A 14428-nucleotide genomic window follows, 5' to 3' on the forward strand; every position below is an offset into this window, starting at 1 on the left:
GATCTACCGGTTTCGTTAATATAATCAGTAAATTAAGTTTTTATATTAAAGAGAGGCAATAGACAACCGTTCTTCTTTTTGCTACGTGTCTATAGGCGGTCTATCTCATTGAAATAAGGCAATTTGTAAGTGAGCATAGAAAAAGATTTTATAGAAAATTAAAGTTTGTGCTCATTGTCTATTGCATCTGGTGATACAATTTTTCTTGAGGTTAATATGAAAAGTATCTTAATTGTTGATGATGAAGTTCAAATTTGTGAAATGATGGCCGATCTACTTGAGTCTAGGGGTTACTCGATTCAAATGGCTCATAGCGGTAATGAGGGAGTAAAGCTTTTTCAGCAGTCGTCATTCGATTTAATTGTGAGTGATGTTCGTATGCCTGATGGCGATGGTTTTGAGTTGGCGAGACAGATAGGTGAAATAGATGAAAATTTTAAGAAAATAATTTTTGTCACAGGCTATCTTGATGTGGAAACAACACCGATTCCAGGCAATGTGAAAAAATATTTTAAAAAACCTGTTCGTTTTAAAGAGTTGATAAGTTTTATAGAAGAGCTTTTAGACGAAGATTAGTCCCCAAGGGAGAAATTCCCTCGGGGTATCTTTGTAAATTAAATGTCAGAATCAGAGTCAGCAGAATTAATTACTGAAGTATCTTCTTCTTCTTCGATTGTAGTAGTTGTAGAAGGTGCTTCTTCTTCATCGCTGATATAAGCTGGCGAAGAAGTCGTGCTTGTATCTTCTATTGTAGAAGTCTCTGAATCATCAGCGAACGTTGGTAAGCTTACGAACATTGCAAGTAGGCTTAGGATCATAAAGATTGTAACTGAATTCTTTCTTTGGTTTTTCATAAAATCTCCTTAATTATTTCTTTCTCATTTTTCTTGGAACAGATTGGCAAATTTTTACTTTCTTTGACTCTGTCAGTTTGTCTTTCTTTGCGATCTTTAGACAGAATCCTTCTCTCTTGTGCCCAGAGACATCGCTACATGAAATCTCAAGATGTTTCTTGGGATTGCATTTTGCCTTGGCAAAAGTGTTTGTTGATACTGCTATCATTAGAATAATAGTTGCAAGAATCGTCTTCATTTATCTCTCCATCGTCATAGACTGGTCTAATTATCGTGTAGTTCAAAAAATAATAAAAATCGTTTTAATTGCTGAAATAATTAGTTTAAAGTTAATTGAGGTCAATTATGGAAAGATTAAATTTTAACCACTTATACTACTTCTATATTGTGGCAAAAGAGGGCTCAATAAAGGCAGCTTCAGAGAAGCTCTTCGTGTCTCAGCCGACAATTAGTGATCAGATAAAACTGCTTGAGGACTATTTTGATTGCCAGCTGTTTGAGAGAAGAAATAGAAGTCTATTTCTATCAACGGAAGGAGAGTTTGCCCTTAATTATGCTGAGGGGATCTTCTCTCAAGGTAGAGAGTTGACTAGGCGACTTCGTAATCAGATACAGATTCCTAAAAAGTCTATTGATATTGGTGTGACACACTTCATGTCGCATCACTTTCTTTATGAAACAATTCTACCTCTCTTTAATCAAGAGGAGATTGTTGTCAACGTGAAAGAGGGACAAAAGCATTTGCTATTAGCAGACTTAGAAGAAGAAAATTTGGATATGGTTTTCACTGATGGGCAAGACTTAACATCAAGTTCTATGAGTTCTTATCGGATAGGGGTCAATAAGACTTATGTCGTGGCCCATAAGAAATATCAAAAGTACAAGAAAGGCTTTCCCGAATCTTTGGCAAAACTTCCTTTTTTTAACTATACAAAAAACTCTTACTTAAAATATGAAATAGAGTTATTCTTTTCAAAAAATTCCATTACTCCAAAAGTTATTGGAGAAGGGGATGATAGAGACTTAATGGAGATGGTTACGGTTCAAGGACTTGCTTTTACGATTGTTCCTGAAGCCGCAAAACAGAAGTTTTGTACCAACAAAAATTTGATTGTTCTGGGAGAGATTGCAGAGCTTCAAACCTCTGTTTGGGGAATTATCAAAAAGAATTATACTGGATATGGGTACCAGTTATTGAAAAATAAGCTTTAGTGGTTTGGAGTTATAATGAAAAATGAAATAGAAGTATTTAAGCCAGATGGATTTGAGGTAGAAAAGCACTTTTATCCAAAATCATTAAATTCACATTTACATTCAATGGTTGGGCATTTCTTTACTTTAAATCATTCCCGTATTGTAAATCGTTACGTTCATCTAAATCCTCAAGTTTGCCCTGAAGCCTTAGATAAATTGTTAAAGTATCAATCGAGTAATTTTCACTGGGGTGGAGCCGATTTATTCTATGTTGCAACTGAAACTGGAAATAGGAAAATGGTTGTTCTAGAGACAAATTCATGTCCATCGGGACAAAAGTCCATGCCTGCTGCATCTGAGTCAGACGAGTACCGAGGGTATAAGTCTCTAATTGAAAATTCTTTTATTCCTCTCTTGAAAAAGAGAAGGCTTCCGACAGGAAAGATTGCTGTTATTTATGATAAAAACCATATGGAAACATCTGGCTATGCGGCAACCATCGCAGATTTAACAGGGGAAGAAGTTCTATTAGTGTCTCATTATAACGGAAGTGATTCCCTAATTAGTTTTAATGATGGGGTCATGCATGTTCTTCACGAGGGCAAGCAGGTTCCTATTAAAGCGGCTTTTAGATATGTGACACAAAAGCCTTGGAATAGAATTCCTATAGAAACAAAGACTCTGATCTATAACCCAACGCTTATTTGCTTATCAGGAGGAAGAAATAAGCTTTTGGCAAATAAGGCCTATGAACTTTTTAATTCAGAGATTGCTGAGTCTGGCTTGAAGATTCTTATGCCTGAAACGATTAAAGATGTTTCTAGATTAGAAATTCCTCTTTGGGTGAAAAAGTTTGGTGGTAAGGCCGTTATTAAAAACCCTTATTCAAATGCAGGGCAAGGTGTTTACACAATAACTTCTGAATATGAACTAGATGAATTTATGAAGCTAGATCATGATTATGATCAATTCATTGTTCAGAGCTTAATTGGTCACTATAACTGGAGTTCTACAACTCAATCAGGAAAGTACTTTCATATTGGAACAATTCCAAATAAGAAAGGAAAGACATTCATTGCAGATCTTCGGGTCTTAGTTTACTCAACACCAAAAGGCTTCTATCCGTGTGCCATTTATGCTCGTAGGGCGAAGAGCCCTCTGGAATCAAGTATAGAGGGAAATAGTTGGGAAGTTCTAGGAACAAATCTTTCTGAAAAATTAGGTGATAATAAATGGTCTTCTGATACTTCAAGGCTACTTCTTATGGATAGAAAAGATTTTAACACCTTAGGTATTGGAACAGATGATCTTATTGAGGCTTATATACAAACAGTGCTTACAATTATTGCAATAGATAAAATGTCTCTTAATCTTGTTAATAAGAAGGGCAACTTTAGAAAGAAGTTATTTAGGTCTCTTGATAATGATAAATCCCTTATGAATGAGATTATGATTTAGAGGAAAATATGGAAAAAATTTTAACAGTAAAAACGAAAGAAGATTTAAAAATAGCCTCATTGAAAAGAGGGCAAGTTCATAGATTGCAAATTCACGTTGCAGATAATTCATTAGGAGTTCCTTGGAAGGTACCTATTGTGATTATTCGTGGAATGGAAAAAGGGGCAACTCTAGGAGTTACCGCTGCTCTACACGGAGATGAGTTAAATGGAATATCGACAATCTTTAAATTGATAGAGAATGTTAATCCTAAGAAACTCAAGGGAACTCTAGTTCTTGTGCCTATATGTAATACTCCAGGATATCTTCTTAATCAGAGACAATTTTCTGACAATGTAGATCTTAACCGGATTATGCCAGGTCAGCCAGAGGGAAGCCCGAGTAAAATTTATGCCCACCATTTTATCAATAAAATTGTTTCTAAATTTGATTACTTATTAGATCTGCATACTGCAAGTCATGGACGTGTTAATAGTCTCTATATAAGAGCAGATATTGAAGATGAGGAGTGTCAACGTTTAGCTTATCTACAAAATCCTCAAATCATTGTAAAAAAATATGATGAAGAGGGAACTCTTAGAAGCTGGGCAAATAAGAACGGTATTCCAGCAATTACTATTGAAATTGGAAACCCTAACGCCTTTCAACACACTCTGATTGATGAGACTTTGGAAGGAATTCTAAATACAATGAAATTTCTTAAAATGGTTGAAGGGGAGGTTCAGGACTTAGTCACTAATGCAGTTGTCTGTGATGAGTCTTACTGGATCAATTCTACCAAGGGAGGAGTTGTAGATGTTCTTCCAGGGCTAACGGATACAGTGAAGAAGGGACAATTAATTGCTATCGTCTATGATGTATTTGGACAAATAAAAGAAGAGATCGTTGCTGATCGTGCAGGAATTGTTATCGGTAAGAATACAAGGCCAAATTGCGATGCAGGTACTAGGCTTGTGCATTTAGGAATTGGATTTATTGATCCATTACCAGAAGAGATCCCAGGCCACGACGAGTATGAAGAGCATGCATAGTGAAGCTCTTCTTTTTCTCGTTAATATTTCTTAGTCAAATATCAGTCACTGCAAAAGTTCCAACTATTGCAGTGGCCACTAACTTTAATCATGCGATGAACTCTATCGTCGAAAAGTTCGAAAGAAAATATAAGAAGAAAATTCAAGTGAGTTATGGATCAACTGGAAGTCTTTATTCTCAGATAATATTGGGGGCTCCTTTTGATGCTTTCTTTTCTGCTGATACAAAGACTATTGATCTTCTAATTAAAGAAGATATTGGAATTAAGGAAACAAAGATCTCTTATGCTTTGGGCTCACTTGTTTTTCTCTGTGAAAAGTGTCCAAGGCCCTTTGATTGGCGAGAGATTATAACTAAGAGTGATTCAAAAATAGCTATAGCAAATCCAAAGCTTGCTCCTTATGGGCAAGCCGCGAATGAGGTAGTAGAGAGTTTAGGGGACTCTAGTAGTGTTAGAGAGAGATTTGTTTTCGGTTCAAGTATTGGACAAGCATTTCAATTCATAAGAACTGGAAATATTCCTTTTGGTTTTGTTGCAAAGTCTTTAGTTATTGCTGATCATCTGGATAAGTCTAAGTATCAAGAAGTTTCAATGAAATTATACACTCCTATAGAGCAGGGAGCCGTTATTTTAAAGAAAACGAAACTTCTTAATGAAGTAGAACTCTTCTTTTCATTTTTAAAATCAAAAGAAGTAAGAGAAATTATTTTAAATAATGGATACTTATTAAAAGAGATTGCTGATGCCAAGTAGTGAATCAATTATTCTCACTTTAAAAGTTGCTCTTTGTACAACTTTTCTTCTTCTTCTCATTTCAACTCCACTTGCTTGGTGGGTTATTGGACTTAAGAAGAAATACCGAATTCTTATCGAATCCCTCTTGGCGCTGCCTTTAATACTCCCTCCAACTGTTCTAGGCTTTTACTTACTAATCATTCTAAATCCAAATGGAATGATTGCGACTTTTTTTAAAGCATTAGGACATTCAGGACAATTAACTTTTAATTTTACAGGTCTTGTTATCGGTTCAGTGATTTACTCTCTACCATTCACTGTGCAACCTTTAATTAATTCCTTTTCAAAAGTCCCTAAGATTTATCTTGATTCAGCAAGATTAATGGGGGCGAGTGGACTTGATCGCTTTAGAAGTATAGTAATTCCTTTAAGCAAGAGTGGCTTTGTTCTTGGGGGAATTTTGAGCTTTGCTCATACCATTGGTGAGTTTGGCGTGGTGATGATGATTGGAGGGAATATCCCAGGAGTAACTAGAGTTGTCTCTATTGATATTTTTAATCATGTGGAGGCCCTTGAGTTTAAAGAGGCACATCAGCTCTCTTTGATTATGCTGCTCTTTTCTTTAATTATCTTAATTGTTATTTATTCAATCAATTCTTCAAAGAGAGTTACTAATGATTGAAGGTAACTTTACTGTAAATTATCCCGGATTTAGTTTATCAACTGGTAATTTCAAAATTAGAGAAAATGAAATCACTATAATTTACGGTGACTCGGGAAGTGGGAAATCAACATTTCTAAATTGCATTGCTGGAATTGAAAAAGGCTATAGTGGTGAGATAAGTTTGAAAGAAGAGTCTGTAATAGGTTACGTCTTTCAGAGAAGCTCTCTCTTTCCTCATCTCAATGTTAGAGAGAATTTAGAATATTCCTATCGAAGATGTATTGAGCCTCAATATAGTTTTGAAGAAATTGTGAATCTCCTAAGTATGAGAGAATTACTTGATAAAGACATTGAGGATCTTTCGGGGGGAGAAATTCAAAGAGTCTCAATTGGAAGGTCTATTCTCTCTTCTCCTGATATTCTTTTAATGGATGAGCCTTTGAGCGCTCTTCACTCAGACGCGAAGTCTGAAATTATTCAATTGATTCTCAGTATTAGAAAGAGAATTAAAATTCCTATTTTAATTGTAACTCATTCTAGGAGTGAGTTAGTTTCACTTTGTGATAGCGCAATCTATATTAAGAGAAATTCTCCAATAGAGCAGTTAAGTAGAGAAGAGGTCCTCTTAAGAATTGATAGTAGAGGACCTATTAATTTTATCCCTAATGAAATGGTGAAAAAATTTAATCTAAAAATAGCACTTAATAGCTTTGAAGGTTTAATCATTCACTCTGCAAATATTCTAGTAATGAAAGCTAACTTCGAAGGCCCTATTTTTTCAAATCATTTAAGATGTTTTCTTTCTAGTGTTAGTGATTTTGATGAGTCGTTTGTTATTTTGGAATTAGAATATTTTGAAAACAATTTTCTCTATTCAAAATTAAGCAAAGAAAATTTTAAATCACTCTCTATCTCAATAGGAGAGGGGCTTGTGGCGCTTTTTGGCCCCGAATCACATATCGTTTAAGTCGGACTTTGCGCACTGCTCGTTTAAAGTTGACAAAAACTTGATCACTTTTGACACTGATTTTCCAAGACGACTCCAGATTTTCTTACATTGTCGTACCGGGCCGAGGCCCTTTGTTAGTCTTATGTAAGAGACTTTCTTACTCTGATTATCATATGCTTTATGTGAGGATAAGCAGGAAGCTTAGACTCTTACACACACAACTCAACTGACAGGAAGTTTATTGAGTAAATGACCATTAGGGTCACTACCTTCAAGGAGGGAGATATGTACATGGCAATCGCTGTAGAAAACTCACACCATCCTGCTAACCAGTCCAACTATCGCGTTTGGCACTTGGAACTCGACAGCAACGGAAGTGTTGTCTCAATTGGCGCTATGACGCGAGAAGAGCTTGTGAAGGATTTATTCCAGAATTACAGGAATAAGGGAGAGTCGAATTGGAGGGCGTTCCTTCAAGACCGAGAAGACTCCACCGTGATCGAGTTGTATGACTTTATTTCAAAGAACCCGAATGAGAACACTCATTTTGGTAACTTACCAACCTTATCGGAGTTTCAGAAAACTCTAGAGCAGCTACAGCTTAGAATGGAGCTTCAACCCATAGCAGCTTAAACAAAATTCTGGTTTTAACACTTATTAGCCCGCCCAGGCAAAAAAAGGGGCCTTTGGGCCCCTTTTTCCTTTTAGGACTTTCGAAAACTTTCTATAATCCAGTTGTCGTAAACTTTCTAACTCAGACCCTCGGGAGGGATCATGAAACCATTTATTGTAGTAGCTGACGGCTTTGATAAAAATCTATTTGAAGACCTAAAGAATACAACTGGATTTGATGTACATCCATCATCAAAAATTACTCAAGATGAACTAAAGGAATTACTGCCAAAGATTAATGGATTAGTAATTAGATCTGCGACAACTGTAACAAAAGAATACTTAGCACTTGCCCCAAATTTAAAATACGTTATTAGAGCGGGAGCTGGGACTGATAATATTGATAAAGCTTCATGCCAAGAAGTAGGAGTGAAAGTTTCAAATACTCCAGGTGCCAATAATAATTCAGCTGCTGAACATGCAGTTGCACTTATGATGACAGTTCTAAGAAAGACTGCTTGGGCACATCAAACAATGAGTAATGGTGGTTGGGATAAGTCTAAATTTACTGGAAATGAATTAGCGAATAAGAAAGTTGGAATTTTAGGATTTGGGCAAATCGGACAAATCGTAGCAAAGAGAATAGGTGGTTTTGAACCAGAAGTAGAGTTCTTTGATCCATTTCAAGAAGGAAGCGACCTCTCATACGTTTCTAAATGTGATGATTTAAAAAAGCTTTTCAGCGAAAGCGATATTATTACAATTCACACTCCTTTGATGGACGCGACAAGAGGAATTGTAAATAAAGAGCTTCTTTCATTAATGAAGCCTAATGCAATTCTAATTAATGCTGCTAGAGGTGGAATTGTTAATGAAGATGACCTTTACGAGACTTTGAAGGCCGGTAAAATTAGGGGAGCTGGTTTTGATGTTTTTGCAACTGAACCTCTTGAAGAAGATTCTAAACTTAGAACTTTAGATAATTTAGTTATGACTCCACACCTTGGAGCTTCAACAGATGAAGCTCAATTTAGAGTTGGAGAAATGGCCGTTCATCAACTTAAAGAATTTTTCTTAAATGAAAACCTATTAAATGAGGTCAGAGTATAATGAAATCTCTAGCTATTATTGGTTCTCAGTGGGGCGATGAAGGTAAGGGGAAGATTACAGATCTTCTAAGCCAAAAGTGTGATGTTGTTGTTCGCTTTCAAGGTGGTAACAACGCTGGCCACACAATCATCGTTAAAGATAAGAAGATTGTTCTTCACTTAATTCCTTCGGGGATTTTACATGATCATTGCGTTTCTGTAGTAGGCCACGGAGTTGTTTTTGATCCTGAAGCATTTAAGACAGAGCTTGAAAATGTTACGAGCAATGGAATTACTGTAAATAGTAAGAAACTTAAGATTTCTGGTAATGCTAGTGTCATCACTATGTATAATAGGTTGATCGATGCGCAGAGAGAGTCTAAAGGGCCATTAAAGATTGGAACAACTGGAAAAGGAATCGGCCCTGCTTACGAAGATAAGATTTCTAGAAAAGGAATTAAATTAAAAGATCTCTTAGATAGAGACCTTTTGATAGATAAATTAAAAGCAAATCTTATCGAAAAAGAGTTTCTTCTAAAAAACCTCTATCAAGTTGAGTATCCAAGTGTTGAAGAAGAAGCTTCAAGGCTCTTTGAACTTGGGAAAATGATTGAACCATTTATTTGCGATACATTTAGTTTCTTAGATCACGCAGTTAAAGAAAATAAGAATATTCTCTTTGAAGGTGCTCAAGGAATTCTCTTAGATATTGATTACGGCTCTTATCCATTTGTGACTTCTTCAAGCACAAGTTATGGTGGGATCTTCACTGGTGCAGGGATGCCTTCTGGAAAAGTTGATGAAGTCTTAGGGATTACAAAGGCCTATACAACAAGAGTTGGAGAGGGACCTTTTCCTACAGAGCTCTTCTCTGATGTTGGAGAATTTATCCAGCAAAAAGGTGGAGAGTTCGGGGCAACAACTGGAAGAAAGAGAAGATGTGGTTGGTTAGACCTTCCTCTTCTTAAGTACGCAGTAAAATGTTCAAGCCTAACAAGTATTGCGCTTACTAAAGTCGATGTACTAAGTGGAATGGATGAGCTTAAAGTGTGTAAGTCATATAAGTATAATGGTGAAGAAATTGATTGCGCTTATCCTGGGATTGATCTTTCAAAAGTTGAGCCAATCTTTACTGATATCGCTCCATTTGATGATGATTTCAAAGGGGAGCTCTCTGATAATTTAAAGTCATATATTGAAATGATTGAAAAGGAATTAGGAATACCTGTTTCTATTTTGGCATTTGGACCAGAGAGAAGTGAAATTGTATTTAGAAAAGAATTTTTTAATTAATAAAAAGAGGGAGTGGGTCTAGTCACTCCCTCTCTTTTCCAAGGAAGGAAGAAAAAGGAATGCTCCTTTTATTAAATTTTTTCTCTATGAATCTCTAATATTTTTTCTTGAAATAAATCTAGAGAATTAACTCTTTTAGAATCCTCTTTATTAACCTGTAGTTCTTGTGAACATTCATCTATTACAGATACTGAATCATCAGCTTTAGATGAGAAACTAGCGGCGCTAATTAGTAAGAAAAATAATAGAGCAAGATGTCGTTTGTAAGGCATAATCGATCTCCTGTTATACTTACAAGATTAATTATGCCTACGTTGAAATGTCTTTGTGTCAGTTGAATGTAAAGTAATGGTGATTATTGGATTAGTTCTGCGAATACTTTACCGTCTTTGTATTCTTTTAAGTACACATTGCGAATCTGATTCTTTAACTCAAGTTCTGTTTGAACATAGACTTTTACATAGTTTGTTGTGTAGCCAGTGTAAAGTCCATCTCTAGTTCTTCTTTCAAATAGAACTTCACTCTGTGAACCAATTTGATCTTCAGAAAATAATGAGAGCTTGGCTTCTCCTAAGTGTAGAAGTGATTTAACTCTCTCTTTCTTAGTGGCATTATGAATATGATTATCTAATTTAGAAGCAGTTGTTCCCTTTCTCTTTGAGTATGGAAAAACATGAAAGTGAGTAATAGGCAGCTCTTTAACTAGATTGTAAGTATTTTCAAATTGCTCTTTAGTCTCACCAGGAAAACCACAAATTAGATCAGCTCCAATTCCCGCATTTGGAAAAGCTGTAATGATTTTATTAATCACTTTCTTATAGTCAGCAACAGTGTACTTTCTTCTCATATTCTTGAGGATTTCATCATCACCTGATTGAAGAGGAATGTGAAAGTGATCTTTAAATTTTGGAGAGCTCTTAAATACTTCTAGGAGTTCGTCAGTAATTGTATTGGGCTCAACGCTTGATAGTCTCAGTCTTTCAAGTCCATCTAGGTCTAGGAGCGCGCGAACCATATCTGTTAATTTTTCGCCCGATGAAGTTTCATACTCACCGATATTTACGCCCGTTAGAACAATTTCTTTAAATCCGTTTGCAAGTAGCTCTCTTGCATTCTCTAATGCTCCATCAATACTAATGGCCTTAGATCTTCCTCTTGCAAATGGAATAATACAAAATGAACAAACGTAATTACATCCATCTTGTATTTTTAGGAATGCTCTCGTGTGAGAGTCGGAAGTTGTGGTCGCTGCTCCATAGAAGTCTGTTGTTTTGTCTACGTGAATAGCTGTTGTCTCTTCTTCGTTTAGGTAATCGAAGACTTTATATTTTTCAGATGTTCCAAGAACGAGGTCAACACCTTGCATATTTGCAATAGTCTCAGGCTCCATCTGAGCGTAGCAACCGGCCACGACAATTTTGCCTTCTGGAGATGATTTATGAGCCTTTCTAATAAGGTTTCTACATGTAGAGTCAGCAGCATCAGTTACTGTACAAGTGTTGATGAACATAACATCAGCTTTCTCACCAAATTCAACAATCTCATAACCACGATCGGTAAAGCCCTTGGCCACAGAGCCAGTTTCTGAGAAATTAAGCCTACAACCTAGTGTATGTAGGGCAACTTTTTTTGTTGGATTATTTTCAGTATTTTCCACTTCTTAAACCTATTTTCAATTATTCCTGCACAACATAGTTAATGACGCGCTTTCAGACAAGTAGCAAAGTATATTTTTTATATTATTTACTCAATTTATCCAACTTTTTGTTTGACAGAAAAGCAGATAATCTTTATTCTCATTTTCACGTTCAAAGATGAATTTATGGTCTCGTAGCTCAGTTGGTTAGAGCATCTCCCTTTTAAGGAGAATGTCCTGTGTTCGAGTCACAGCGAGATCACCATTTTTACTTTTAATGTGCTCCCATCGTCTAGCCTGGTCTAGGACACCGCCTTTTCACGGCGGTAACAGGGGTTCGAATCCCCTTGGGAGTACCATTAAAAAGCAAAAAAAGCCCAGAACTAAGTCTGGGCTTTTTTGTGTCCAGTTAATATGACTCTCTCTAGTAATTCCAGTTGTTTAGGTTGTCTTGACCTCTTTATACAAATTAATTTTAATTAATACTATCGCGTGGAAAGCCGATAAATAGACATATGAAAAATATATTAAGCAGTCTAAATATTGAGCTCTTCGAGGCCCTAGAGATAGGTCTTGCGATTAATGATTTAGATGGGAACCTCTTATATGTAAACAAGGCTTACTCAAACCTTATTGGGTACACACAGGCCGAGGTTGCAGAGCTTAGTTATTGGGAAATTACTCCAAAGAAATATACTTCAATGGAAGAGAAGCAACTAGAACTACTTGAGAGTCAAAAGGCCTACGGTCCATATGATAAAGAGTATATTCACAAAAATGGTTCCTTGATCCCTGTTAGACTTAATGGAAAGGTTATAGAGATAGCTGGTAAGAGCTATATTTGGTCGACAGTTGAAGATGTTAGCTTTTCAAAATCAAAAGAAATTTCTGCCAACCTAGAGAGCACTGCGGATCTAATAGAGAAGGCCGTGACCGAGATTTTTATTTTAGATTTCGCGAATTTTAAATTTTTATATGTGAATGAAGCTGCCCGTGAAAATATAGGCTACTTAATGAGTGAACTTACTTCGCTTACTCTTGAGGATGTAGGGCATGAGTTAAGAGGTGAGAAGTTTTCTCAATCAATTGCTACATTGAAGACTCATGAAGTAGATCAGTTAGAAATTGAATCAAAGATAGTAAGAAAAGATGGCACAAAATACGACTCTGTCATTAAGCTTAAAATTGCTAGTTATCAAGGAAAGCCATGCTACGTAGCTTATATCAACGATGTAACAACGATTAAGTCTATTGAGAGGAAGAGAAATGAGGCGCTAGTAGAACTTGATAAATCTTTACAGTTTCAAAAAGTAATTCAGCAAGGTGCTGCTTATGCCATTATTGCAACTACGGTAGATGGTATTATTAATAGCTTTAATCCAGCAGCAGAAAGACTGCTAGGGTATAAGCAAGAAGACCTTATAGGCAAAGAGACTCCAGCCCTGTTTCATGACTTAGAGGAAGTGGTTGAGAGAAGTGAGAAATATGGAAAGATTATCAATGAATCGATAGAACCAGGATTTAAAACTTTCAAATGTCTTACTGATGCGAGAATTCCGAATGAAGATGAATGGACCTATATTAACAAAAGTGGAAAAAGAATTCCTGTCTTACTCTCTATAACAGCTTTGAAGGATAGTAAGAGTGTCACAACAGGCTACCTAGGTATTGCAAAGGACATAACAGAGAGAAAACTTAAAGAGGTTGCACTCCAAAATGCGATAGAAGAAGCAGAGAGAGCTCTAGAGATAAAGAGTGAATTCTTGGCAAATATGTCTCATGAGGTGAGAACTCCAATGAATGGTATTCTTGGCATGACCTCTCTTTTAATGAATGATGTGAAAGATAAAGAAGTTCTTGAGGGCCTAGAAATAATTAATAAGAGTGCCTTATCTTTATTGGGGATTATAAATGATATATTAGATCTATCTAAGATAGAGTCAGGTAAGTTTAAAATTAATCCTATTCACTTTAGTTTCAAAAATTTAATTTCTGATAGAATCAAAGTAAATAAGGCTGCATTAAGTGGAAAGTCTATAAAGCTAGAGTCTAGCTACAATAGAGATGTTCCTGATGAGATTTATGCAGATGAACTAAGGTTAGAGCAGGTTATCAACAACCTATTAAGTAATGCAATTAAATTTACCTTCTCTGGAGAGATCAGGATTACTGTCGACATTGAGAAAGGGACTGATAGCAAGAACTATATTATTTGCTCTGTTGAGGATTCAGGCATTGGTATATCAAAGGATCAACAAGAAAATATATTTGATAGTTTCACACAGGCTGATAGTACGACCACTAGAAGGTTTGGTGGGACTGGACTTGGACTCGCAATAACAAGAAACTTAGTAGAATTGATGGGTGGAAGTATATGGTTAGAGAGCACAGAAGGCGAGGGTTCCCTATTTACTTTTAAAGTACCAGTAGAGGTATCTAGCCAAGCTAAGATTAGAAAAAACGAAACTAAAGGGCTTCCTTATGAGGCGACTCCAATAAAGACTCTAGTAGTAGAGGATAATCTCGTAAATCAGAAAGTAGTTTGTAGACTCTTGAGTAAGCTGGGAATTACTGCTGAGGTTGCCGCTAATGGCCAGGAGTGTTTAGAGGCATTAAGGAAGCAGAAGTTCGACTTAGTTTTAATGGATTGTCATATGCCAGTTCTTGATGGTTTTGAAGCTACAAGGGCAATTCTTAAAGAGTACAAAGAAGATCGTCCATATATTATTGCTGTAACAGCAAGTGCTATGTCTGAGGATGTTGCAAGGTGTCATGAGGTTGGAATGGATAGCTTTGTTTCTAAGCCTGTTTCAATCAACTCTATCAGAGAAGCTCTTGTAAAGTTCAAGAAAAGCTTGAAGTAGACCGTTCTTATTTCTCTTTATTATCGTTTACAAATAACTCATTCAATG

Annotated in this window: 15 protein-coding genes and 2 tRNA genes; 13 read left to right on the forward strand and 4 right to left on the reverse strand. The window is 36.1% G+C overall.

Translation table 11 applies throughout. From position 1 onward, the window contains the following. Window positions 1-216 precede the first annotated feature (216 nt). A complete protein-coding gene (locus tag CES88_RS11000; protein WP_290734300.1) occupies window positions 217-576 on the forward strand; it encodes a response regulator in 360 nt (119 codons plus the stop codon). A gap of 38 nt (window positions 577-614) precedes the next feature. Here the strand turns inward: CES88_RS11000 and CES88_RS11005 are convergent, their stop codons facing one another. Together CES88_RS11005 and CES88_RS11010 are read right to left on the reverse strand one after the other, a co-directional pair. Continuing rightward, window positions 615-854 (reverse strand): hypothetical protein, encoded by a 240-nt coding sequence (locus tag CES88_RS11005; RefSeq protein WP_290734302.1) that lies wholly within the window; start codon window positions 852-854, stop codon window positions 615-617. Window positions 855-867: 13 nt separating this feature from the next. Beyond that, window positions 868-1092: a hypothetical protein gene (locus tag CES88_RS11010; RefSeq protein WP_290734304.1), complete on the reverse strand. Its 225-nt coding sequence runs from the start codon at window positions 1090-1092 to the stop codon at window positions 868-870. Between the two features lie 107 nt (window positions 1093-1199). On the opposite strand from CES88_RS11010, the gene CES88_RS11015 reads away from it, so the two are divergent. The 9 genes from CES88_RS11015 to CES88_RS11055 all read left to right on the forward strand — a co-directional run bounded on the left by CES88_RS11015 (window position 1200) and on the right by CES88_RS11055 (window position 9880). After that, the gene (locus CES88_RS11015) at window positions 1200-2066 is read left to right on the forward strand and encodes a LysR family transcriptional regulator (RefSeq protein ID WP_290734306.1); all 867 of its coding nucleotides are present in this window, start codon (window positions 1200-1202) and stop codon (window positions 2064-2066) included. A 15-nt stretch (window positions 2067-2081) separates the two neighbouring features. Further along, a complete protein-coding gene (locus CES88_RS11020) occupies window positions 2082-3506 on the forward strand; it encodes a hypothetical protein (protein ID WP_290734308.1) in 1425 nt (474 codons plus the stop codon). A gap of 8 nt (window positions 3507-3514) precedes the next feature. After that, on the forward strand, window positions 3515-4537 hold the full coding sequence (locus CES88_RS11025; protein ID WP_290734309.1) for a succinylglutamate desuccinylase/aspartoacylase family protein: 1023 nt from the start codon (window positions 3515-3517) through the stop codon (window positions 4535-4537). After that, window positions 4537-5292, forward strand: coding sequence for a molybdate ABC transporter substrate-binding protein (gene modA / locus CES88_RS11030; RefSeq protein WP_290734311.1), 756 nt, complete (start codon window positions 4537-4539; stop codon window positions 5290-5292). The genes CES88_RS11025 and modA overlap by 1 nt, the downstream gene beginning before the upstream one ends. After that, window positions 5282-5956: a molybdate ABC transporter permease subunit gene (gene modB / locus CES88_RS11035; protein ID WP_290734313.1), complete on the forward strand. Its 675-nt coding sequence runs from the start codon at window positions 5282-5284 to the stop codon at window positions 5954-5956. Before modA ends, modB begins: the two co-directional genes overlap by 11 nt. Beyond that, window positions 5949-6905: an ATP-binding cassette domain-containing protein gene (locus CES88_RS11040; RefSeq protein WP_290734314.1), complete on the forward strand. Its 957-nt coding sequence runs from the start codon at window positions 5949-5951 to the stop codon at window positions 6903-6905. The genes modB and CES88_RS11040 overlap by 8 nt, the downstream gene beginning before the upstream one ends. A 267-nt stretch (window positions 6906-7172) precedes the next feature. Continuing rightward, complete coding sequence (locus CES88_RS11045) at window positions 7173-7520, forward strand: hypothetical protein (RefSeq protein ID WP_290734315.1); 348 nt, start codon at window positions 7173-7175, stop codon at window positions 7518-7520. A gap of 141 nt (window positions 7521-7661) precedes the next feature. Next, on the forward strand, window positions 7662-8609 hold the full coding sequence (locus tag CES88_RS11050; RefSeq protein ID WP_290734317.1) for a hydroxyacid dehydrogenase: 948 nt from the start codon (window positions 7662-7664) through the stop codon (window positions 8607-8609). Next, the gene (locus CES88_RS11055) at window positions 8609-9880 is read left to right on the forward strand and encodes an adenylosuccinate synthase (RefSeq protein WP_290734319.1); all 1272 of its coding nucleotides are present in this window, start codon (window positions 8609-8611) and stop codon (window positions 9878-9880) included. The genes CES88_RS11050 and CES88_RS11055 overlap by 1 nt, the downstream gene beginning before the upstream one ends. Before the next feature lie 71 nt (window positions 9881-9951). On the opposite strand, the gene CES88_RS11060 is transcribed toward CES88_RS11055, so the two are convergent. Together CES88_RS11060 and mtaB are read right to left on the reverse strand one after the other, a co-directional pair. Beyond that, on the reverse strand, window positions 9952-10152 hold the full coding sequence (locus tag CES88_RS11060) for a hypothetical protein (protein ID WP_290734321.1): 201 nt from the start codon (window positions 10150-10152) through the stop codon (window positions 9952-9954). An 83-nt stretch (window positions 10153-10235) separates the two neighbouring features. Beyond that, window positions 10236-11537 (reverse strand): tRNA (N(6)-L-threonylcarbamoyladenosine(37)-C(2))-methylthiotransferase MtaB, encoded by a 1302-nt coding sequence (gene mtaB / locus CES88_RS11065; protein WP_290734322.1) that lies wholly within the window; start codon window positions 11535-11537, stop codon window positions 10236-10238. A 167-nt stretch (window positions 11538-11704) separates the two neighbouring features. Here mtaB and CES88_RS11070 point away from each other — a divergent pair. The 3 genes from CES88_RS11070 to CES88_RS11080 all read left to right on the forward strand — a co-directional run bounded on the left by CES88_RS11070 (window position 11705) and on the right by CES88_RS11080 (window position 14380). Further along, a tRNA-Lys gene (locus CES88_RS11070) sits at window positions 11705-11781 on the forward strand. A 16-nt stretch (window positions 11782-11797) separates the two neighbouring features. Further along, window positions 11798-11875, forward strand: a tRNA-Glu gene (locus tag CES88_RS11075). Between the two features lie 156 nt (window positions 11876-12031). After that, the gene (locus CES88_RS11080) at window positions 12032-14380 is read left to right on the forward strand and encodes a PAS domain S-box protein (RefSeq protein ID WP_290734324.1); all 2349 of its coding nucleotides are present in this window, start codon (window positions 12032-12034) and stop codon (window positions 14378-14380) included. Window positions 14381-14428 lie beyond the last annotated feature (48 nt).

The sequence above is a fragment of the Halobacteriovorax sp. JY17 genome (assembly GCF_002753895.1).
Lineage (GTDB): Bacteria > Bdellovibrionota > Bacteriovoracia > Bacteriovoracales > Bacteriovoracaceae > Halobacteriovorax.

Bases quoted from the DNA above. Each gene is read 5' to 3' on its own strand.
- CES88_RS11000 (WP_290734300.1), top strand. From the start codon at position 217: ATGAAAAGTATCTTAATTGTTGATGATGAAGTTCAAATTTGTGAAATG.
- CES88_RS11005 (WP_290734302.1), bottom strand. From the start codon at position 854: ATGAAAAACCAAAGAAAGAATTCAGTTACAATCTTTATGATCCTAAGC.
- CES88_RS11010 (WP_290734304.1), bottom strand. From the start codon at position 1,092: ATGAAGACGATTCTTGCAACTATTATTCTAATGATAGCAGTATCAACA.
- CES88_RS11015 (WP_290734306.1), top strand. From the start codon at position 1,200: ATGGAAAGATTAAATTTTAACCACTTATACTACTTCTATATTGTGGCA.
- CES88_RS11020 (WP_290734308.1), top strand. From the start codon at position 2,082: ATGAAAAATGAAATAGAAGTATTTAAGCCAGATGGATTTGAGGTAGAA.
- CES88_RS11025 (WP_290734309.1), top strand. From the start codon at position 3,515: ATGGAAAAAATTTTAACAGTAAAAACGAAAGAAGATTTAAAAATAGCC.
- modB (WP_290734313.1), top strand. From the start codon at position 5,282: ATGCCAAGTAGTGAATCAATTATTCTCACTTTAAAAGTTGCTCTTTGT.
- CES88_RS11040 (WP_290734314.1), top strand. From the start codon at position 5,949: ATGATTGAAGGTAACTTTACTGTAAATTATCCCGGATTTAGTTTATCA.
- CES88_RS11045 (WP_290734315.1), top strand. From the start codon at position 7,173: ATGTACATGGCAATCGCTGTAGAAAACTCACACCATCCTGCTAACCAG.
- CES88_RS11050 (WP_290734317.1), top strand. From the start codon at position 7,662: ATGAAACCATTTATTGTAGTAGCTGACGGCTTTGATAAAAATCTATTT.
- CES88_RS11055 (WP_290734319.1), top strand. From the start codon at position 8,609: ATGAAATCTCTAGCTATTATTGGTTCTCAGTGGGGCGATGAAGGTAAG.
- CES88_RS11060 (WP_290734321.1), bottom strand. From the start codon at position 10,152: ATGCCTTACAAACGACATCTTGCTCTATTATTTTTCTTACTAATTAGC.
- CES88_RS11080 (WP_290734324.1), top strand. From the start codon at position 12,032: ATGAAAAATATATTAAGCAGTCTAAATATTGAGCTCTTCGAGGCCCTA.